The 21,406-nt window shown below is 38.4% G+C and carries 16 protein-coding genes; 7 read left to right on the forward strand and 9 right to left on the reverse strand.

The annotated features are described in order from the left end of the window. Nucleotides 1–42 precede the first annotated feature (42 nt). From BXY75_RS04585 to BXY75_RS04615, 7 genes are all read left to right on the forward strand, one after another. Nucleotides 43–2,553, forward strand: a complete 2,511-nt coding sequence (locus BXY75_RS04585; protein ID WP_121906502.1) for a heavy metal translocating P-type ATPase — start codon at nt 43–45, stop codon at nt 2,551–2,553. 10 nt (nt 2,554–2,563) lie between these two features. Next, entirely contained in the window at nt 2,564–4,282 is a 1,719-nt protein-coding gene (locus tag BXY75_RS04590) for an efflux RND transporter periplasmic adaptor subunit (RefSeq protein WP_121906503.1), read from the forward strand. Nucleotides 4,283–4,284: 2 nt separating this feature from the next. Then, nucleotides 4,285–8,031 carry an efflux RND transporter permease subunit gene (locus BXY75_RS04595; RefSeq protein WP_121906504.1) on the forward strand — a complete coding sequence of 1,249 codons (3,747 nt, stop codon included), beginning with the start codon at nt 4,285–4,287 and terminating at the stop codon, nt 8,029–8,031. After that, nucleotides 8,028–9,245, forward strand: coding sequence for a TolC family protein (locus BXY75_RS04600; RefSeq protein WP_121906505.1), 1,218 nt, complete (start codon nt 8,028–8,030; stop codon nt 9,243–9,245). Before BXY75_RS04595 ends, BXY75_RS04600 begins: the two co-directional genes overlap by 4 nt. Nucleotides 9,246–9,318: 73 nt before the next feature. Beyond that, nucleotides 9,319–11,538, forward strand: a complete 2,220-nt coding sequence (locus BXY75_RS04605) for a TonB-dependent receptor plug domain-containing protein (protein WP_121906506.1) — start codon at nt 9,319–9,321, stop codon at nt 11,536–11,538. 5 nt (nt 11,539–11,543) lie between these two features. Continuing rightward, a complete protein-coding gene (locus tag BXY75_RS04610) occupies nt 11,544–11,897 on the forward strand; it encodes a heavy-metal-associated domain-containing protein (RefSeq protein WP_121906507.1) in 354 nt (117 codons plus the stop codon). A gap of 360 nt (nt 11,898–12,257) precedes the next feature. Next, a complete protein-coding gene (locus BXY75_RS04615) occupies nt 12,258–12,467 on the forward strand; it encodes a hypothetical protein (protein WP_121906508.1) in 210 nt (69 codons plus the stop codon). Here BXY75_RS04615 and BXY75_RS04620 read toward each other — a convergent pair. The 9 genes from BXY75_RS04620 to miaB form a co-directional block, all read right to left on the reverse strand. Then, complete coding sequence (locus tag BXY75_RS04620; protein ID WP_121906509.1) at nt 12,464–13,114, reverse strand: DUF6090 family protein; 651 nt, start codon at nt 13,112–13,114, stop codon at nt 12,464–12,466. The genes BXY75_RS04615 and BXY75_RS04620 overlap by 4 nt on opposite strands. Before the next feature lie 416 nt (nt 13,115–13,530). Next, nucleotides 13,531–15,159: a chaperonin GroEL gene (gene groL / locus BXY75_RS04625; protein WP_121906510.1), complete on the reverse strand. Its 1,629-nt coding sequence runs from the start codon at nt 15,157–15,159 to the stop codon at nt 13,531–13,533. Nucleotides 15,160–15,289: 130 nt separating this feature from the next. After that, complete coding sequence (locus BXY75_RS04630; RefSeq protein ID WP_121906511.1) at nt 15,290–15,565, reverse strand: co-chaperone GroES; 276 nt, start codon at nt 15,563–15,565, stop codon at nt 15,290–15,292. A gap of 170 nt (nt 15,566–15,735) precedes the next feature. After that, nucleotides 15,736–16,083 (reverse strand): preprotein translocase subunit SecG, encoded by a 348-nt coding sequence (gene secG, locus BXY75_RS04635; protein ID WP_121906512.1) that lies wholly within the window; start codon nt 16,081–16,083, stop codon nt 15,736–15,738. Continuing rightward, on the reverse strand, nt 16,080–17,054 hold the full coding sequence (locus tag BXY75_RS04640; RefSeq protein WP_121906513.1) for a hypothetical protein: 975 nt from the start codon (nt 17,052–17,054) through the stop codon (nt 16,080–16,082). The genes secG and BXY75_RS04640 overlap by 4 nt, the downstream gene beginning before the upstream one ends. A 4-nt stretch (nt 17,055–17,058) precedes the next feature. Further along, nucleotides 17,059–17,571, reverse strand: coding sequence for an LptE family protein (locus tag BXY75_RS04645; RefSeq protein ID WP_121906514.1), 513 nt, complete (start codon nt 17,569–17,571; stop codon nt 17,059–17,061). Nucleotides 17,572–17,602: 31 nt separating this feature from the next. Then, nucleotides 17,603–18,883 (reverse strand): sigma-54 interaction domain-containing protein, encoded by a 1,281-nt coding sequence (locus BXY75_RS04650; RefSeq protein ID WP_121906515.1) that lies wholly within the window; start codon nt 18,881–18,883, stop codon nt 17,603–17,605. 33 nt (nt 18,884–18,916) lie between these two features. Beyond that, nucleotides 18,917–19,804 (reverse strand): hypothetical protein, encoded by an 888-nt coding sequence (locus tag BXY75_RS04655; RefSeq protein WP_121906516.1) that lies wholly within the window; start codon nt 19,802–19,804, stop codon nt 18,917–18,919. Between the two features lie 48 nt (nt 19,805–19,852). Next, a complete protein-coding gene (gene miaB, locus BXY75_RS04660) occupies nt 19,853–21,301 on the reverse strand; it encodes a tRNA (N6-isopentenyl adenosine(37)-C2)-methylthiotransferase MiaB (RefSeq protein WP_121906517.1) in 1,449 nt (482 codons plus the stop codon). Between the last annotated feature and the right edge of the window lie 105 nt (nt 21,302–21,406).

A 21,406-nucleotide genomic window follows, 5' to 3' on the forward strand; every position in this document is an offset into this window, starting at 1 on the left:
GGCTAATACTGGGAATAGTTTTAAAAATTAAGGGGAATAAAAATGAAACACACTTATAAAATAGACGGGATGACCTGTAATGGTTGCCGAGCACATGTCGAGAAATCTCTTTCGAAAGTGGAAGGAGTTTCAGCAGTTGAAGTGGATCTGGAAAAAGGAGAAGCTTTAATTGAAATGACCTCACATATTCCAATCGAGGCATTTCAGAAAGAATTACAAAAAGAAAATGACCGATATTCCATTCATCTTCCCAGCGAAGTGAAGCATCACGATCATTCTAAAATGACTTCCGAAGCAAAGAAACCTAAAGGAGCAGGTACTGGCACTTTTTATTGTCCTATGCATTGTGAAGGTGATAAAACCTATGACAAAGCGGGAGATTGTCCGGTCTGCGGAATGGATCTTGTTGAAGAAATGAGCCTTTCAAACGTTTCATCTACACAATATACTTGTCCGATGCACCCCGAGATCATTCGTGATGAACCGGGTGATTGCCCAATCTGTGGAATGGATCTAGTTCCTATGAAAGCAGATGTTTCAGCAGAGGAAAAAAACTACAAAAAGCTGTTAAATAAATTTTGGATAGCGCTTGGTTTCACATTGCCAATTTTTATCATCGCCATGACGGAAATGATTCCCGGCAATCCAATGTTTAATATATTGGAATTAAAGTACTGGAACTGGATACAGTTTGCACTGTCACTTCCAGTTGTGTTTTATGCGACCTGGATGTTTTTTGAGCGTGCTTATCGGTCAATTAAATCCTGGAACCTCAATATGTTCACGCTTATTGGAATCGGCGCCGGAGTGGCTTGGTTGTTTTCTCTCTTCGGAATGCTTTTTCCAGATTTCTTCCCAGATCAATTTAAGACTCATGCAGGAACAGTGCACGTTTATTATGAAGCCGCCACTGTTATTCTCACCTTAGTATTAATGGGGCAAGTATTAGAAGCCAGAGCTCATAGTAAAACCAATAGTGCAGTCAAGGAACTTTTGAAGCTCGCTCCTAATAAAGCCATTCGGATTGTTGATGGTAAGGAAGAAGAAATTCATATTGATGAAATAAAGTTAGGAGATCTATTACGTGTAAAACCTGGGGATAAAGTTCCTGTAGATGGTGTAATTACTGAAGGGAGTAGTTCTATCGACGAGTCTATGATTACTGGTGAACCTTTGCCGGTGTCCAAGAATGAAGGCGACAAAGTGAGTTCAGGAACCATTAATGGAAAACAAACGTTTATCGTGAAAGCGGAAAAAGTTGGCAACGATACCTTGCTATCTCAGATTGTAGAAATGGTGAATAAAGCAAGTCGCAGTCAGGCGCCAATTCAAAAGTTGGCCGATAAGATTTCAGGATATTTTGTGCCTGTCGTTGTTCTTGTCGCTGCAATCACTTTTGTTATCTGGGCAATTTACGGCCCCGAACCGGCATATGTGTATGCTTTGGTGAATGCTATTGCTGTTCTAATCATTGCTTGTCCGTGTGCGCTTGGACTTGCAACGCCAATGTCAGTTATGGTAGGCGTTGGGAAAGGAGCTCAATCGGGTGTTCTCATTAAAAATGCGGAAGCTTTAGAGAAATTGGATAAGATCGATACTCTAATTATAGATAAAACGGGAACCATTACTGAAGGAAAACCATCGGTTGAAAAAATAGGTTTTGTTACTGGTGCTTCGGAAAAGGAAGTGCTTCAATATATTGTTTCGTTAAATAATTTGAGTGAACATCCTTTAGCTGAAGCTACCGTAAAATACGGGAAGGAGCAAAATTCCGAAGTCTTAAAAGCGACCGATTTTAATTCGGTAACAGGAAAAGGAGTTACAGGGGTTGTTTCAGGTAAAAAAGTGGCCTTAGGTAACGAAAAAATGATGGAAGAGGCTGGAGCTACCATATCGGAAACACTTCAGAAAGAAATAACGGCCGAACAACAAAAAGGTAAAACTGTTCCTTATCTCGCCGTAAATGGCAAAGCGATTGGTTATGTGGTGATTTCAGATAAAATTAAGGAAACTAGTAAGCAAGCCATAGCCGAGCTACAAAGAAAAGGCGTGGAGGTAATTATGCTTACCGGCGATAATCGTGATACGGCAAGAGCGGTGGCATCAGAATTAAACCTGAAAAGCTTCAAAGCTGAAATGCTCCCTCAGGATAAACTCGCTGAAGTAGAGCGATTACAAAAAGAAGGTCGTAAAGTAGCAATGGCAGGGGACGGAATTAACGATGCTCCCGCTTTAGCGAAAAGTGATGTCGGAATTGCTATGGGTACCGGAACCGATGTTGCAATTGAAAGTGCTGCAATAACCTTAGTGAAAGGTGATTTACAAGGTATTGTGAAAGCACGAAACCTCAGTGTAAAAGTGATGCGAAACATTAAAGAAAACTTGTTCTTCGCATTGATCTATAATACGTTGGGAATTCCAATCGCAGCCGGAGTGTTGTTTCCTTTCTTCGGAATATTATTGTCTCCGATGATTGCAGCATTGGCGATGAGTTTTAGCTCAGTTTCTGTAATTGCAAACGCGCTTAGATTAAGAACTGCAAGTATTGATTAAAACAAATTAGATGAAAAAAAGTATAGTAATTGGTATTGTCGCCCTTGTTCTTGGACTCTTTTTAGGCTATATGTTCTTCGGAACAAGTAGCTCGGAAGGGATGGAGGATACACATGATCATAGTAGTGAAGAAGCTTCAGAACAGATGTGGACATGTTCCATGCACCCACAAATAATGCAGCCAGAAGCGGGAGATTGTCCCATTTGTGGAATGGATTTAATTCCAGCCGAAGTAGACGCAGACGGATTGGCCGCGGAACAATTCAAACTTACTGAAAACGCCATGGCTTTAGCGAATATCCAAACGTCTGTTGTTGGTGGGGCTGAAGCTTTAGAAAATTCGTTAACGCTATCAGGTAAAATACAAGCGAATGAAGAGAACAATGCAGTTCAATCTTCATATTTTAAAGGAAGGATTGAAAAGTTACAAGTAAACTTTACAGGTGAAAAGGTAAGTCGTGGTCAGCTTTTAGCAACAATTTATGCGCCTCAATTAGTGGCAGCTCAGCAAGAGTTGATCACAACTGCTTCTATAAAAGCATCGCAACCACAGTTGTATCAGGCAGTACGAAATAAACTTAAACTTTGGAAAATTTCAGAAAATCAGATCGATCAGATTGAAGCCAGTGGGAAGGTTCGCGAGTATTTTCCTGTCTATGCAACCGTGTCGGGGACGGTTGCAGAAAAAATGGTTAACGAAGGGGATTATGTGGAGCAGGGACAACCGCTCTTAAAAATATCGAACCTCAATAATGTATGGGCAATGTTTGATGTATATGAAAATCAGATAGCACAACTTAAAAAGGGAGATAAGATTAGCGTTACTACCAATGCTTTTCCCGATAAAACCTTCGATTCTAAAATCGATTTTATTGACCCTGTGCTCAACACAAGCACCCGAACGGTAATGGTTAGAGTGGTATTAGATAATAAAGCAGATCTGTTTAAACCAGGAATGTTTGTGAAAGGGGAAGTGGTCGGACTTACAAGTACAAGTGGAAAAGCCACACAACTTTCAATTCCGGCGACCGCAGTTCTTTGGACAGGTGAACGTTCTTTGGTTTACGTGAAGCCACTAGCTAATCAATCTGTTTTCGAGATGCGGGAAATTACATTGGGGAACAAACAAGGTGAAAACTATCAAGTGTTAAGTGGCTTGTCTGATGGTGAAGAAATTGTGACTAATGGAACATTCACAGTCGATGCCGCCGCTCAGTTAAGGGGCAAGAAATCTATGATGAATAATGTAAAGTCTGAACGATCAACAATGCAAATGATGGATATGAAACTAACTGCCAAGTTTCAGAATGAGTTTGTGGCGGTCGTTGAAGACTATTTAGATTTAAAAGACGCTTTTGTCACTTCAAACCCTTCCGAAGTAAAAAAGGAAGCAAACAAAGTCTTAGGAAGCATAAATAAGGTTGATATTTCTTCCTTGGAGAAAATGGAAAAAGAACATATTGGAACGATACAACGAATGCTCATAGCAATTGTTGAAAACGAATCAATTGAAAATCAGCGAGATCATTTCATAGTGCTTTCCGAAAATATTATCGGAATTGCACAGAGTATGGATTCACTACCTGTGGAGATGTATGTTCAAAAATGTCCAATGGCAAATAATAACAAAGGGGCAGTTTGGTTGAGTGCTTCCAGCGAAGTGAAGAATCCTTATTATGGGGAGGCAATGCTTAGTTGCGGGAGTGTAATAGATACTTTAAAAAATTAGACATGCTGAATAAAAGTATCAAATTTCTTATTGAAAATAAACTAGTTGCTGTCTTGCTACTCGCTCTTTTCGTGGGTTGGGGGATTGTAAACTCACCATTTAATTGGGACACAGGAATTTTACCTAGCGACCCGATTGCGGTAGATGCTATTCCCGATATTGGAGAGAATCAGCAGATTGTATTTACGAAATGGGATGGAAGATCTCCTCAAGATATAGAAGATCAGATTACGTATCCATTAACGACCGCCTTGCTTGGAATTCCCGGAGTGCGCACCATTCGAAGCTCTTCAATGTTTGGAATTTCCAGTATCTATATCATTTTTGAGGAAGATGTGGAGTTTTACTGGAGCCGCAGTCGCATACTTGAAAAATTAAATTCACTTTCTTCGGGCTTGCTACCGGAGGGGGTAAATCCATCTCTAGGTCCGGATGCAACTGGTTTAGGACAAATTTATTGGTATACACTTGAAGGGCGGGATGCGCAGGGAAATGTGACTGGAGGCTGGGATCTACATGAATTGCGCAGTATTCAGGATTATTATGTAAAGTATGCATTGTCATCTGCCAGTGGTGTTTCTGAAGTTGCTTCAATAGGAGGTCATGTTCAGGAGTATCAGATCGATGTAAATCCGGAACTTCTCAAGCAGTATAAAATAGGATTGGATGCCGTTGTAAAAGCGGTTAAAAATAGTAATCAGGATATTGGCGCTCAGACATTGGAAATCAACCAAGCTGAATATCTGGTGCGTGGATTGGGGTATGTTCAATCGATTTCCGATATCGAAAATGCCGTTGTAGCTTCCGAAGATTTTACTTCGATAGTTGTAAAAGATATAGCCAAGGTAACACTTGGACCACAAGCACGAAGAGGAATTTTAGACAAAGAAGGAGCTGAGGTAGTCGGGGGTGTTGTTGTAGCGCGATACGGTGCAAACCCGATGGAAGTTATTAATAAAGTAAAGGAAAAAATAGCCGAATTAAAAGGAGGTTTGCCATCCAAAGAATTAAGTGACGGGCGAATTTCGCAATTAACGATCGTTCCTTTTTACGACCGAACCGAGTTAATTCAGGAAACGCTGGGAACCCTAAACGAAGCACTCACTTTAGAGATATTAATAACCATTTTAGTCATTATTGTGATGGTTTTTAATCTAAGGGCTTCAATTTTAATTTCCGGCTTATTGCCTGTTGCCGTGTTGATGGTATTCGTGTCCATGAAAATATTTGGGGTAGACGCAAATATCGTGGCACTCTCTGGTATTGCCATTGCTATTGGAACTATGGTGGACGTAGGGGTGATACTTTCAGAAAACATTATTCGACATCTGGATGAAAATTCTGAAGATAAACCAATTAATGTGGTCGTTTATAATGCAACAACTGAAGTTTCGGGCGCGATCTTAACAGCTGTACTAACTACGATAATTAGTTTTATACCAGTTTTCACCATGATTGGTGCCGAAGGGAAATTATTTCGACCGTTGGCATTTACAAAGACTATGGCGCTTACGGCTTCGTTAATTATAGCTTTATTTTTAATTCCACCTTTTGCTGCTTTTCTGTTTCGAAAAAGAAAGATGAAGTTCAATCTTCGTTTGATTTTGAATGGCATCTTGATACTTAGTGGAATAGTTGCATTGTTCTTTGGAATGTGGTTGGGACTTGTATTAATTGCCTTCGGGACTACCGGAATATTACAATTAAAAGGTTTTATCACTTCGGAAAGAGCTAATCTGATAAATATTATCATTTCGTCTGTTACTATCGTATTTCTTTTGGCTGAATACTGGAGGCCATTAGGATTGGATAAAAGCATCTTTTGGAACTTACTCTTTGTTAGCTTCATCTGTTTTGGACTTTTGGCAGTGTTTTGGGTTTTCAGAAAGAATTACACCAGAATCCTTCGCTGGGCGCTTGCTAACAAGGCATTGTTCCTCGCAATCCCAACAACAATCGTTGTTCTTGGAGTGCTTATTATGCAGAATACGGGAAAAGAATTTATGCCAGCATTAAATGAAGGTTCCTTTCTATTGATGCCTACATCCCTGCCACATGCTGGTGCGGAAGAAAATAAACGTGTTTTACAGCAGTTGGATATGGCAGTAGCCAGTATTCCGGAAGTTGAAACAGTTGTCGGAAAATCGGGCCGTACAGAATCTGCTTTGGACCCCGCACCACTTAATATGTATGAAAATATTATACAGTATAAGTCGGAATATATGATGATTGAAGGTAAAAGGACTCGTTATAAGCATGATGAGAACGGTTTTTTTGTGTTAAAGGATGGAGTTCTTTTCGAGAATCTAAATAAACCGGTAACTGACGACATTAGAGAAAAGACAAAGAATAATGGACAGACACTTCGGGTAGGCGTAAAAGTTTCGGGAAATCATCTTATCCCCGATGAAGACGGAGAGTACTTTAGAAATTGGCGCCCTGAAATCAATTCGCCAGATGATATTTGGAATGAAATTGTTAAGGTAACCAAATTACCTGGAGTTACATCAGCACCAAAATTACAGCCTATTGAAACCCGTTTGGTGATGCTGCAAACAGGAATGCGCGCTCCAATGGGAATAAAAGTAAAAGGGCAAAACCTAAAACAGATTCAAGATTTTGGGGTGCAGTTGGAGTCTATTCTTAAGGAGGCTGAAGGTGTGAAAAAAGAGGCTGTTTTTGCCGATCGTATTGTGGGGAAACCCTATCTCATAATAGATATTGAAAGAGATCGATTAACACGCTACGGACTTACAATAGATGATGTGCAACAGGTATTGCAAGTCGCGGTAGGAGGAATGCAAATTTCACAGACTGTTGAGGGACGAGAACGTTATGGTATTCGCGTGCGATATCCTAGAGAATTTCGATCTAATCCGGAAGATCTAAAGAATATATATGTGCCGACTTCCAAAGGTAATCCGGTACCCCTAAGTGAATTGGCAACCATCAAGTATCAACAAGGACCGCAGGTCATTAAAAGTGAAGATACTTTCTTGGTAGGATATGTGCTATTCGATAAGATTGATGGTTTTGCTGAGGTGAACGTGGTTGAAAATGCGCAGAATTTAATTAAAGATAAAATTGCGAAGGGCGATTTAATTGTCCCTCATGGTATAAATTATCGTTTTACAGGAACTTATGAAAATCAATTACGTGCTGAGAAAACACTTTCTGTAGTCGTGCCGTTGTCTTTAGTGATAATATTCCTGATTCTCTATTTTCAGTTTAAGTCGGTGTCTACTTCATTAATGGTGTTTTCAGGGATCGCTGTAGCATTTGCTGGCGGATTTTTAATGATCTGGTTTTACGGACAGGATTGGTTCTTGAACTTTAATTTTTTCGGTGAAAATCTAAGGGAATTATTTCAGATGCATCCTATCAATTTAAGTGTTGCAGTTTGGGTAGGATTTATCGCTTTGTTTGGAATTGCAACCGATGATGGTGTTGTGATGGCTACGTATCTTACCCAAACCTTTGAACGCAACTCGCCCGAAAGTAAGCGGGAGATTCACAACTCAATAGTCGAAGCAGGTGAAAAGAGAATACGCCCTTGCTTAATGACCACAGCAACCACCATATTGGCATTATTACCTATTTTAACGTCAACCGGAAGGGGTAGTGATATTATGATACCAATGGCGATACCAAGTTTTGGAGGGATGTTAATTGCGTTAATGACCCTGTTTGTAGTACCTGTGCTATTTAGCTGGCGCAAAGAAGTTCAATTAAAAAAAATAGCCCAATGAGAATAAATCTAATAACCTGTCTCGCATTGTTTGTAGTTGGAGTCTCGAATGCTCAGCAGCTCGAAAAATATATTGGAGAGGCTTTAACTCGCAATCCAGAATTAAAGGCGCTTGAAAAGAGCTATGAAATTGCTTCGGAAAAGGTTATAGAAGTGAACACTTTACCCAATACCGAATTTAGCGCCGGTTATTTTGTAAGTGAGCCTGAAACACGAACAGGAGCACAAAAAGCGCGATTTTCGGTTAAACAAATGATTCCTTGGTTTGGTACAATTACTGCAAGAGAAAATTATGTCTCTTCCTTAGCAGATACTCAATATATAGACAGTTCCATAGCAAAACGAAAACTGACTTTAGCAGTGACACAGTCGTTCTACAAGCTAGTATCGAATCAGGAAAAACAACAAATTTTAGTTGAAAATATCGAACTTTTGGAGACTTATGAAAAGTTGGCATTAACCTCAGTTGAGGTAGGGAATGCTTCGGCAGTCGATGTATTAAAGCTTCAGATAAGGCAGAATGAGCTCATGCAGAAGATGAAAATCCTTCAGCAAGATTTCCTGTCGGAAAGAGTTGCATTTAATTTGATGTTGAACCGTGATGAAAATTTAGACATAGAGACCAATGTTCGTTTCGAAATCCCTTCCGAAGCCGAAAATATCAACGTGGAAATTCTTGAAATACATCCGGAATTATTAAAGTTTGATAAGATGTACAAATCTGTTGAAACTTCCGAATTGGTAAATCAAAAGGAAACCGGACCAAACCTCGGATTTGGGTTAGATTATATTCCTGTCGCCGAGCGTCCTGATATGGATATGATTGATAATGGGAAGGATATTATTATGCCAATGGTTTCTATCTCAATTCCTATTTTTAATAAAAAATACAAATCGGTAAGTCGTCAGAATGAATTACGGCAACAGGAAATTACATCTCAGAAGGAAAACAAACTAAATACATTAAAAACCTTGCTAAATACTGCGATCGCAAATAGAATGTCAGCAGAAATTATGTTTGATATTCAATCTGTCAATTTGAAACAGGCGAAAGATGCGGAAGAAATATTGATAAAAAATTACGAGACTGGTGTCATCGACTTTAATGATATTTTGGATATTCAGGAACTGCAATTAAAATTTGAAATGGACCTTATTGGGGCAGTTCAAGAATATTATTTGCAATCGGCAGTTATCTATTATCTTGCGAAATAAATTAATTAATAAAGTGCAGCCCGTTACAGTAATCACGAATAGATTATTTTAAAAACCCAATTAAATAGATAAAATGAAACGATTACCTATACTATTACTCTTACTATTGTTTCCTCTTGTTTCAAGTGCACAAACAGTTTTGAACGGTTTAATCATGGAAGAAAATCCGGATGGAAAGGACATGGGCTTGTCGGGCGCCAATGTGTTTTGGCTCGATACCTCTATTGGAACTGTAACCGATCTCGATGGCGCATTCAGTATTCCTTATAAAGAAGAATACAGTAAACTCGTAATAAGTTATGTTGGTTATAAAACCGATACACTTACAGTTTCGACTAATAAACCTGTTAAACACTGGCTGAAATCCAACGCCAGTCTGGATGAGGTGGTTCTTAAATCAAGAAGAAAAGCTTCTTCCAGATCGTTTATTGAAGCTCAAAACGTAATCAACGTGAGTAGCGCAGAGTTATTGAAGGCGGCATGTTGTAATTTATCTGAAAGCTTTGAAACCAACCCTTCAATTGACGTTAATTTCGCAGATGCCATAACAGGTACACGACAGATTAAGATGTTAGGGCTTACGAGTCCATATACCTTAATTACAACAGAAAATGTACCTTCAATTCGAGGAGCAGCACAGGCGTACGGATTAAGTTTCATCCCCGGAACATGGGTAGAAAGTATTCAGATTACGAAAGGTGCGGGAAGTGTGGTAAACGGTTTTGAAAGTATTGCCGGACAGATAAATGCGGAACTTCAAAAGCCAACCACCGATGATCGAATTTTTGTAAATGCTTATGGTGCCGCCAATGGAAGGTTCGAGTTGAACACGCATCTTAATACAAATGTGACCGAAAAATGGAGCACAGGTTTGTATCTTCATGGGAACATGCGGGATGAGAAATTTGATGACAATAATGACTCTTTCCTTGATATGCCTTTGGCGAGACAGATCAATGTTATGAACCGCTGGCAGTATACGAATGGCGAAAAAGGTTTTGTGAGTTTTTTGAATTTTAGGTATTTGAATGATGAAAAACAAATAGGGCAGATCAATTTTGACCCGGACACGGATAAGGGAACTACCAATGCTTGGGGTGGAGAAATTGACACTCAACGTATTGATATTTCGGCAAAATTAGGGTATGTTAATCCAGAAGTTCCTTATGAAAGTATGGGTTTACAATTGGCTTACAGCAATCATGATCAGGAATCGTATTTTGGATTGCGTGAGTATAATATTGTTCATAACAGTTTCTATGGAAATGGTCTCTTTAACTCAATTATTGGTGATTCCCGTCATAAGTTTAAAACAGGTTTAAGTGCTACTTACGATGATTACAAGGAATTGGTTGAAGACACAAATTACGATCGCACTGAAAATTCGGTTGGTGGATTTTTTGAATACAGTTACGATAATTTAAGTGATCTAACAGTTACTGCAGGGCTGCGTCTTGATGTTCACAATTTACTTGGAACTTTTGTAACACCCCGTATACATGCCTTGTATAAGCCCTGGGATAAATCTGCATTTCGCGCCTCGATAGGTCGTGGTAAACGTAGTGCCAATATCTTTACCGAAAATCAAGGTTTGTTTTCAACCTCAAGAAATATAGTAATCCTGAATACGGGTGGAGAAATTTATGGTTTGGAGCCTGAAATTGCCTGGAATTATGGAGTTTCTTATTTACAGGGTTTTGATCTCTTCGGAAGAAGGGCCGATGTCACTTTAGATTTTTATAGAACCGATTTTCAAAATCAGGTGGTTGTTGATTGGGAGCAAACTAATGAAGTTAGATTCTACAATCTGAAGGGTGATAGTTTTGCGAATAGTTTTCAGATTGAATTCAATTATAATGTATTTGAGCGATTCGATATTCGAACGGCTTATAAGTTTTATGATGTTGAAACGCAATACGCTTCAGAAAAATTAGAAAAACCTTTAACGCCCAAGCATCGAATTTTTGGTAATGTTTCTTACGAAACAAGCTTGAAAACGAACGGGGCGCATTGGAAATTTGATGCGACTTACAACTGGCTTGGGGAGCAACGTTTTTCTAATAATAGTATAAGAGATTATTCGCCAACCGTAGCAACTGTTAATGCTCAGGTAACTAAAGTTTTTTCTAGTAAATTTGAACTATATTTAGGAGGTGAAAACATCACTAATGTAAAACAGGATAATCCTATTGTAAGTAGCGATAACCCCTTTGGACCAAATTTCGATACTTCTTTCGTTTATGGTCCAATTTTTGGAAGTAGTTATTACGCAGGATTAAGATTTAAAATATAAAAAAGATGAAAAAAGCAATTGCAATTATAGTATTAATGTTTGTTGGAACTGTGATGGTTGGACAGAATAAAAATGCTAAGGCCACCTTAGACGTGGACGGGGTTTGTATGATGTGTAAAGAACGCATTGAAAAAGCCGCGATTAAAACAAAAGGTGTGAAGTCTGCTGTTTGGAATGTTGAAACACACGAATTAAGTATTATCTACGACGAGCGGAAAGCAGATCTTGCGGCTATAAATCAAAGTATTGCCGATGTAGGACATGATACAAAAGAGATTAAGGCGACAGATGAAGCGTATAACAGCGTACATCCTTGTTGTTTATATAGGGATGAAGATGTGCAAAAGGATCATAATTAATAGCTAAAAGCTAAGAAACATATTTTTTAAAGTGCCTTTTAATTTATAATTAAAAGGCACTTTTTTTAGTTAAATTTTAGCTAATAGAAATATCACGTATCGATTTGTGATGTACATTTACTTAGTTATTTAAAAATAATAATTATGGCAACAGCTAAGTCAAACAGTAAGCCTCAAGCAAAAAAAGCTCCAGCGAAAGCTCCAGCTAAAAAGGCTACTCCGACTGCTTCTAAAAAGAAGTAATCCAGAGAAGGTTTATTCCGGTAAACCGCGTATTGGGAAAATATCCTGATAGAAATTTAGAAAAATTAAAAAAGAAGAAGCCATCCTTAAAACGGGTGGTTTTTATATTTTTACAATATGATACTGAAGCCGAAAATACTATTATATATAATTACGGTTGCCGTTTTAATCGCAGCAGTTGTTTGGGAGATCTATATGCAAAAATGGTTGGCATTTCAACCGGATGGAGGCGTTGATGTTATGCGGTCAGATCTTTTTGTGATATGGCCTGTGGTACTCACCCTCGTTTCCGTTTCGTTATTCCGAATATTTAAGAAAGAGGATTAATTCCCGGAAGGTAACTTCATTAATAAATTATCACAACTTTGTATTCCTTGTTGAGTGGCTTTCAGTTTAAGTCCAAAGGAACCATTCATACTCTGAATAATATTCCGTAATAACTTTTCGTCCGAAAAACCGAATTTCCCTTGTCGGACGGCATCGTAATCTACATTATTAATAAAATAGTCTCCTAGATATTCTTTGTGAATAATCTCTTGGCGTTCATAGTCCTTCATCATGATCTTATAATTAGAATAATGTGATTGAATCGCCTTTTTTAGTTCAAAATCTGTTATTAATTTCAAATCTCCCGAATTGATCAAAGTTTGATAGGTAGCATCGTTGGCTGCAAAATTTGATATAGCGGCGACACTAAAAATATCACGCGTAATTTGCATTTTTTCATTGCTGTCTGAACCTAAAATAGGAAGGATTTTTAATGTTGTTTCTATCTTTTTTTGAAGCTCTTCTTCAATTACTATGAGCCTTTCTCTATCTGCTTGAACATCATTTCTAATATTGATTAAATACTCTTTTCTCAAGCTACTATCCTTAGAGTTTTCTGCACATTTGTTAAGACTAAAGGCAATGGAAATACCAATTATTACAATTAGTATTTCGCCGATAGTATACTTCCAGTTTAGATTTTTCATAATAAAATGGTTGGTTGATTTAAAGCTATGAAATAATCAGTAGGTAGAAAAGAATAATTCGTTTGAACATCCCTCCCTTCCCGAAGTATCGGGACTCCCTTGCACCTCCGCTAAATGATTTCACCATATTCGAATAAAGGCGAATGTCTTTCAGCTTTAGCGCACAGGGTCAAAGGGAGGGAACTACTCTTGTGAATCGAAAATAGCCCCCTCTTCGGAAGAGGGGGTTTGGGGGAGATGTTTTTCTAACAATAAAGTTATTGATTAGTGTCTCTCCCTTCCCGAAGCTTCGGCACGTTCTTCTCAATAAGGGAACTGTTTGGTTTAGTGTATATAAAAAAGACCTCTGCTTTAAAACAGAGGTCTTCAGATTAAGAAAAAAAGTTTCTCTTTATTTATCCGTGGCGATTCGCCACCTACATCATTCCTGGCATTCCACCGCCCATTGGAGGCATAGAAGAATTATCTTCTTTAATGTCTACAAGAGCACATTCGGTTGTTAAGATCATTCCGGCAACCGATGCTGCATTTTCCAATGCGATACGAGTTACTTTCTTAGGATCGATAATACCAGCTTTCAACATATCTACATAGGTTTCTGATTTAGCATCATATCCGAAGTTTTTCTTTCCTTCAAGAACTTTATTGATTACAACAGACCCTTCTCCACCTGCATTTTCAACAATCGTACGAAGTGGTGATTCAATAGCACGAGCTACAATCTGTATCCCTGTTGCTTCATCTAATGTTTCCGTAGTTATTTTTTTAAGAACTTCGATAGCTCTTACCAAGGCAACACCTCCACCTGCTACGATTCCTTCTTCTACAGCGGCACGAGTTGCATGAAGTGCATCGTCTACTCGGTCCTTTTTCTCTTTCATTTCTACTTCGGAAGCAGCTCCAACATACAATACTGCTACACCACCCGCCAATTTAGCAAGACGTTCCTGAAGCTTTTCTTTATCGTAATCGCTGGTCGTACTTTCGATTTGAGATTTAATCTGATTTATACGCGTTTTAATGTCACTTTTGTTGCCAGCTCCATTTACGATAGTGGTATTATCCTTGTCGATAGTTACAGTTTCAGCCGTTCCTAACATCTCTAAAGTCGCATTCTCAAGTGTGAATCCACGCTCTTCAGAAATTACAGTTCCACCTGTAAGAATTGCAATATCTTCAAGCATTGCCTTACGTCTGTCACCAAATCCTGGTGCTTTTACAGCTGCGATTTTTAATGATCCTCTTAGTTTATTTACTACTAGCGTAGCTAATGCTTCTCCATCTACATCTTCAGCAATGATAAGAAGCGATTTTCCTTGTTGTACCAATGGCTCTAATACGGGAAGTAGATCTTTCATAGAAGAGATTTTCTTGTCGTATAACAAGATCATAGGTTTTTCCAATTCCGTTTGCATTTTCTCGCTATCGGTAACAAAGTAAGGAGATAAGTATCCTCTATCAAATTGCATTCCTTCTACAACATCCACATAAGTGTCGGTTCCTTTAGCTTCTTCAACAGTGATCACACCTTCTTTTCCTACTTTTCCAAATGCTTTGGCAATTAAATCCCCAATCATTTCGTCATTATTGGCAGAAATGGAAGCAACTTGCTTTATCATTTCAGAAGAGTTACCAACCTTAGTAGATTGTCTTTCGAGGTCTTTTACAATCGCTGCAACAGCTTTGTCAATACCACGTTTTAGATCCATCGGATTTGCACCTGCAGCGACATTCTTTAATCCTTCTTTTACAATTGCTTGTGCTAATACAGTGGCGGTAGTTGTTCCGTCACCTGCAAGATCATTGGTTTTAGAGGCTACTTCTTTCACCATCTGAGCGCCCATATTTTCAAGGGCATCTTCCAATTCTATTTCCTTGGCAACTGTAACACCGTCTTTAGTGACCTGTGGTGCGCCAAATGATTTACTAATAATTACATTACGCCCTTTAGGACCTAAGGTTACTTTTACTGCGTTTGCTAATGCGTCCACACCGCGTTTTATTCCGTCGCGAGCTTCTATATCAAATTTTATATCTTTTGCCATAATTAATTTTTAAAGTTTTTAAAAATTAAATCCCAAATTTTAATATCCAAACTCCAATAAAGGAAAGTTTAGACTTGAATTCTTTTGGAATTTGTTATTTATTTTTTTGAAATTTTCGAGTCATTATTTTTTAAATAATGGCGAGGATATCCTCCTCACGCATGATAAGATAATCCGTGCCATCGAATTTTAATTCACTACCTGAGTATTTTCCGTAAAGAACGATATCACCAACTTTTACAGTCATTTTATAATCTTCTTTCCCTTTCCCAACGGCCACTACCTTTCCTTTTTGTGGTTTTTCTTTTGCTGAATCCGGAATAAACAATCCAGATGCGGTCTTGGTTTCAGCTTCCTGTGGCTGTACAAGCACTCTGTCTGAAAGCGGTTGAATTTTTAATGCCATATTTTGTTATCTTTTAGTTTCCTGCCCTAAGACAAGGTGGGTTAAATTTTAAATTTTTTGTACTGAAACTTAATAGACATAAATAATGCCATCGCCTAAAAACTGACATATATAAACAAAAAATGCCAGCTTGTCATAAGCTGGCATCTTGTAATTTGTCAATTTAAATCCTAGTTATCTCCAGCCGGAGTATCACCTCCTGTATCCGCCGGTGGCGTATCGTTGGTTGTAGGTAATGTCGTTTGGATGGTATCATCGAAAGTTTTCGATTGTGTTGCATTCCCTCCCATGATCGGAATATTCGAAAGTAGGATTAATGCAATCATTATAATTGAAAGTGTCCATGTACTCTTATCAAGGAAATCGGTTGTCTTTTGAACTCCACCCATTTGTTGTGTTCCTCCACCTCCAAAAGATGAAGCTAATCCGCCTCCTTTAGGGTTCTGTACCATAATTACCACGACTAGTAGAAATGCTACGATCATGATTAAAATTAAAAATATTGTAAACGTACTCATTTTTCTTCTGTGTTTATCAGTTTCTCAATTGCCCGAATTTGGTCTGCAAAGAAACCACTTTTTTCGGGATATTTCAAAATTAATATTTTATATGCTTGTATTGCCTTGTTATAATTTTTTTGTTGCAAATAAACTTTTGCCAATGTCTCTGTCATTAGGGCTTCTGGAGCCTGTGTATAGGGAGAGGCTAAATTGGTGTTCTCAATTTTATCTTTTTTGAAGTCTTTAGATATTTGTTTAGGAGCTAATTTTGGTTTTTTCTGAATGAATTTTTCGATCAATTCAAATTTTCGATCTTTTTCTTCTTGTTGGTTATCAATTTGTTTTTCTTGTGGAGCAGTTGCTTTTGAAGCTTCCTCACGATCGATTGGCTTTGATTTAGTTAGTTGAAGCCATTCGCTAAAGGAATGCGTATCTTTTTTTGTGAATTCAAGAGGCTTGTCAATCTCTAATACTTCGGAAGGATCGCTTACTTCTTCTTTTAAATCTTGCTTCGGAAGTGATTTCTCCTCTATTTCTATAGATTCGATCTTTGTTCCCAATATTTCTGAAACTGCCTCAAGCTTGCGCTCAAACAGTCCGGGATCGAGTATAGCTTCTGCTTTCTTAAGCTCTTCCTTGATCCTGTCATCGAGTTCTATGCTCAACATTTCTGAAACATTTTCTGAAACGACTTCCAAATCATTTAAAGAAGTGTCGTGCTTCAGAATGGCCTGCGATATTTGATGCTGCATAAAACTTTCCGAAGTGATAAAATCGAAAAGAATATCCCTATCGGTAGTGTAAGCAGCGGTTACTTTTAAGGCATCATTGTATAAAAAACTATTCGCTTTCTTGAGTCCCTTTAATTGAAGCGCACGAGCACTTTGAAGATAAGGATAGGATTCTATCACCGAATCTAGCATTGCCATATCGTCCTCACTCAATTTTTGAGGATGTGAAAGCAGGTATGTATATTTTTCGGCTGTCAAAATATTACCAATTTGCTAATGATTTATTAAAAATGTCCTGCGTGATACGTTCAAAAATTACAGCGAGCGCATCGTCTAAAGTGCTGCCTGTGAGTTGCTGACTTCCGGGATAATCGAAATAAAACGAAAAACGTTGTTCAAAATCTTTTTCCGGAACCTTAGTGTTGTAAAAACGAACGTTCACTCCAATCGTTAGCCGGTTTTGTGCAGCGGTGATTTGGGCTGTTGCCGTTATAGGTGCAATATAATATTCTATAATCTCGCCCTCGTACACTAAATCGCCATTGGAATTTACCAGATCCAAACTCGTCTGATTGAGTAATAAATCCTGCAACAGCACCGTAAAGTCAAGTGCGATTCCCGGTTGTACAATAGGAGCGTTATTTTGAAAGTAATCTACCTGAAATGTCTTAGTGGTGCTATAATCAATATCGGCTCCTGTAAATGAATAAATACCGCAACCCTGTGTCACGCCAGCAATTATAAATGCAAAAATTAAGTAAGTTGCTTTTTTCATAAGGAATACCTGATGGCGATAGGGCTTATAATTATAAATTATATTGTTTAATTTTTCTATACAAGGTTCTCTCAGAAATACCCAACTCATCGGCGGCATCTTTACGTTTTCCCTGATACTTCTCGAGCGATTTTTTGATGAGTTCGAGCTCCTTTTGTTGTAAGGAAAGATTTTCCTCTTCTTCAACTTCTTCAGCAAAATCATATTTGTCATTACGTCCAGGAGATGCATTTTTAGCAAGATTCAGGATTTCAACATCACTGTTAGCTTCCGAAGAACTTTCAGCTTCAACAAATGAAGCAAGTTCCTCTTCTCCATTATCCTCTTCAGAATAGATTTTATTAATTAATGATGAATTTTCCTCCTTTACTTTTGCAGCATTGCCAGATTTCATCAACTCCAAGGTGAGTTTTTTTAGGTCGTTCACATCACGTTTCATATCGAACAGCACCTTATAAAGGATTTCACGCTCACTGCTAAAATCGCTTTCAGACTTTTTAGTGTTCACAACCGCCGGCAAATTGCTGCCCATATCTGGCAGGTAATGTTTTAAGGTGCTGTAATCAATTTCGCGATCTTGCTCCAAAACAGAAATCTGCTCGGCGACATTTCGCAACTGACGAATATTTCCACTCCATCGATATTTTAATAAGAGGTCCGTCGCATTATCATCCAGTCGAATGGTAGGCATTTTGTATTTGTTTGCAAAATCGGAGGCAAATTTCCTAAACAATAAATGTATGTCTTCACTTCTTTCCCGTAATGGCGGTAAATTGATCTCAACTGTACTTAAACGATAATAGAGATCTTCTCGAAACTTGCCTTTGTTAATAGCATCAACCATACGAACATTAGTAGCAGCGACAATGCGCACATCAGTTTTTTGAAGCTGTGAAGATCCCACTTTAAGAAATTCTCCGTTTTCCAAAACCCGTAACAATCTAACCTGTGTGGGTAAGGGTAATTCTCCGACTTCATCCAGAAAAATGGTTCCACCATCGGCCACTTCAAAATAACCACTACGGGTCGAAGTAGCTCCGGTAAAGGAACCTTTTTCGTGTCCAAAAAGCTCACTGTCTATGGTGCCTTCAGGGATCGCGCCACAGTTTACTGCAATATATTTTCCGTGTTTTCGATGTGATAATGCATGGATGATTTTAGGAATGCTCTCTTTCCCAACACCACTTTCCCCGGTCACTAATACTGAAATATCGGTCGGGGCAACCTGCATGGCTTTTTCCACGGCGCGATTAAGTTTAGGGTCGTTACCTATAATTCCGAATCGTTGTTTTGTCGCTTGTACATTTTCCATAAAAACTCCCTGTGAATGCCGGGATCTCAATTTTTAATAATATTCGTAGGTGAGTTTTTGGTATAAATCTCCATCATATATAATTTCTGCACTAACGGGATAATCCAAATCGTTGTATTGATAAGTGATGACTTTGTTCGGGTTTCCCGGCGGATATTCTTTTAAAGTCATATTATTTGCGGAGTAATAAAACTCGAAATAATCTGGTAATCTTGATAAGCTAAATCCATTATCTATTATAAGGTTTCTATAATTGGATTTCAGAACTTCATGAAGTGGATTAATTTTAGTGTCGTATTGAAAATTTAAAATATTTACTACAGATGCATATTGATATTGTTGACTCATTAAATTCCCATTTATAAAATTATAAGTGTTGACATGCGGGAATGTGGAAGTGTCATTCTCGCTAACCGTTTGCATAAGGTTATTTTCCGGACTAAATTTAAATGTTATGGTCGAAAATAATTGTGTGGCTATATAGACTGTCGCTTGTATGCTGTCTTGATAATGAGTGGATTGGCGATAAAGTCCTATCGATCCATCCGGATGGTATTTTATAATTTCTATAAGCCTGTTGGACGCATCGTATTCATATTCATGACGACTTAGACCCTCAATAGGTAAGTCATCTTTTCTTGTAATAAGTCCGAGATCGTTATAGGTAAGCTTTTGTATCCAAGGCTCGTCGTTCCCGCTTACTTCGTGTATCTCGATGAGTTTTCCTTCTTCGTCAAAATAATGATCATTTTGCATAATTTCTACTGTGGAAGTAGGACCAGTATGATATTGAGTAATTCCAAACTTCTTAATCTTTAATTCAGTGTTTTGTTGTTGTTCTTGTTCAACAACATCGTCGTTTTTCTTGCTGCAACTAAATAATACCAGAATGGCACACAGAAGTAGTAGTGATTTTTTCATAGCTTATTTTTTAAGTTTTTATTTCAAGATAACAATTTTTCTTAACATTTAATTGTTTTCTGAAAACCCTATAGCCTCCCCAATGAGCGTCGCACTTGTACAATCTTTAATTTTTACCATAACAAAATCACCGGCTTTGTAATGTTCTTTCGGAAACACAACTACTAGCGATTGCGGATTTCTTCCACTCCATTCGTTTTCGTTCTTCTTCGATTCGCGTTCAATCAAAACTTCTACGGTTTTTCCTAAAAATTGATTGGTTCGGTACGCTCCGTGTTTACGTTGTGCTGCAACAATTTCGGTGAGGCGACGTTTTTTTATTTCTTCTGAAACATCATCTTCAAATTTACGTGCAGCCATCGTACCAGGTCTTTCAGAATATTTGTACATATATCCAAAATAGTACTTTACTTGCTCCATTAAACTTAAGGTATTCTGATGGTCTTCTTCAGTTTCCGTAGGGAAACCAACAATCATATCTTGTGAAATTCCGCAGTTGGGAATAATCTCGTGAATTCTATCAACAAGTGCAAGGTATTCTTCCCGCGTATGCTGACGATTCATTTCCTTCAATATGCGTGTGCTTCCGCTTTGTACAGGAAGGTGAATATAATTGCATATATTATCGTGTTTAGCTACTGTATGCAGCACATCTTCGGTCATATCCTGAGGATTCGAAGTGGAAAACCGAATTCGAAGCCTTGGCTGCGCTTCAGCCACCATTGCCAACAAATTTGCAAAGGAAGTTGCGGTAGCCTGCTCCATTTCCGAAGCCTTTCCGAAGTCTTTTTTCAGTCCGCCGCCATACCAAAGGTAACTGTCCACGTTCTGTCCGAGAAGTGTAATTTCTCTGAACCCTCTTTCAGCCAGATCCTGTATCTCTTTTAAAATACTCTGTGGATCTCTGCTGCGTTCTCTTCCGCGGGTAAAAGGCACCACACAAAAAGTACACATATTGTCACAACCTCTGGTGATACTTACCAAGGCGTTAATACCATTGGTTCCAAGTCTTACAGGAGATATATCGCCATACGTTTCCTCTTTAGAAAGTACAACGTTCACAGCATCACGGCCTGCTTCAACCTCTTTCAACAAATTGGGGAGGTCTTTATAAGCATCGGGTCCCACGACCATATCGACGATCTTTTCCTCGTCCAGAAATTTCTCTTTTAACCGTTCGGCCATACATCCTAGTACTCCCACCTTCATTCCTGGGTTAATGCGTTTAACGGCATTGTACTTTTCGAGACGTTTTCGCACTGTTTGTTCGGCTTTATCCCGAATAGAACAGGTGTTTACCAATACCAAATCTGCATCCTCGAGTCGCTGAGTGGTATTATAACCTTGATCGGCCAGTATGGAAGCAACAATCTCACTGTCGCTAAAATTCATTTGGCAACCATAACTCTCGATAAATAATTTCTTACTGTTACCCGATTTATTTTTCAAGCTTAGAGCCGTGCCTTGAAGGGATTCGTCAATAATCTTTTCTTCCATATTCTTTTTCAAAATTGACCGCGATGACCATTAATAAATAAGGAGCTGCCTTTTTAAGCAGCGAACTGCAAAGATACAATTAAATTGGATTATGTGACAAAGTGG

It is taken from the genome of Ulvibacter antarcticus, from assembly GCF_003688405.1.
GTDB classification, from domain to species: Bacteria; Bacteroidota; Bacteroidia; order Flavobacteriales; family Flavobacteriaceae; genus Ulvibacter; species Ulvibacter antarcticus.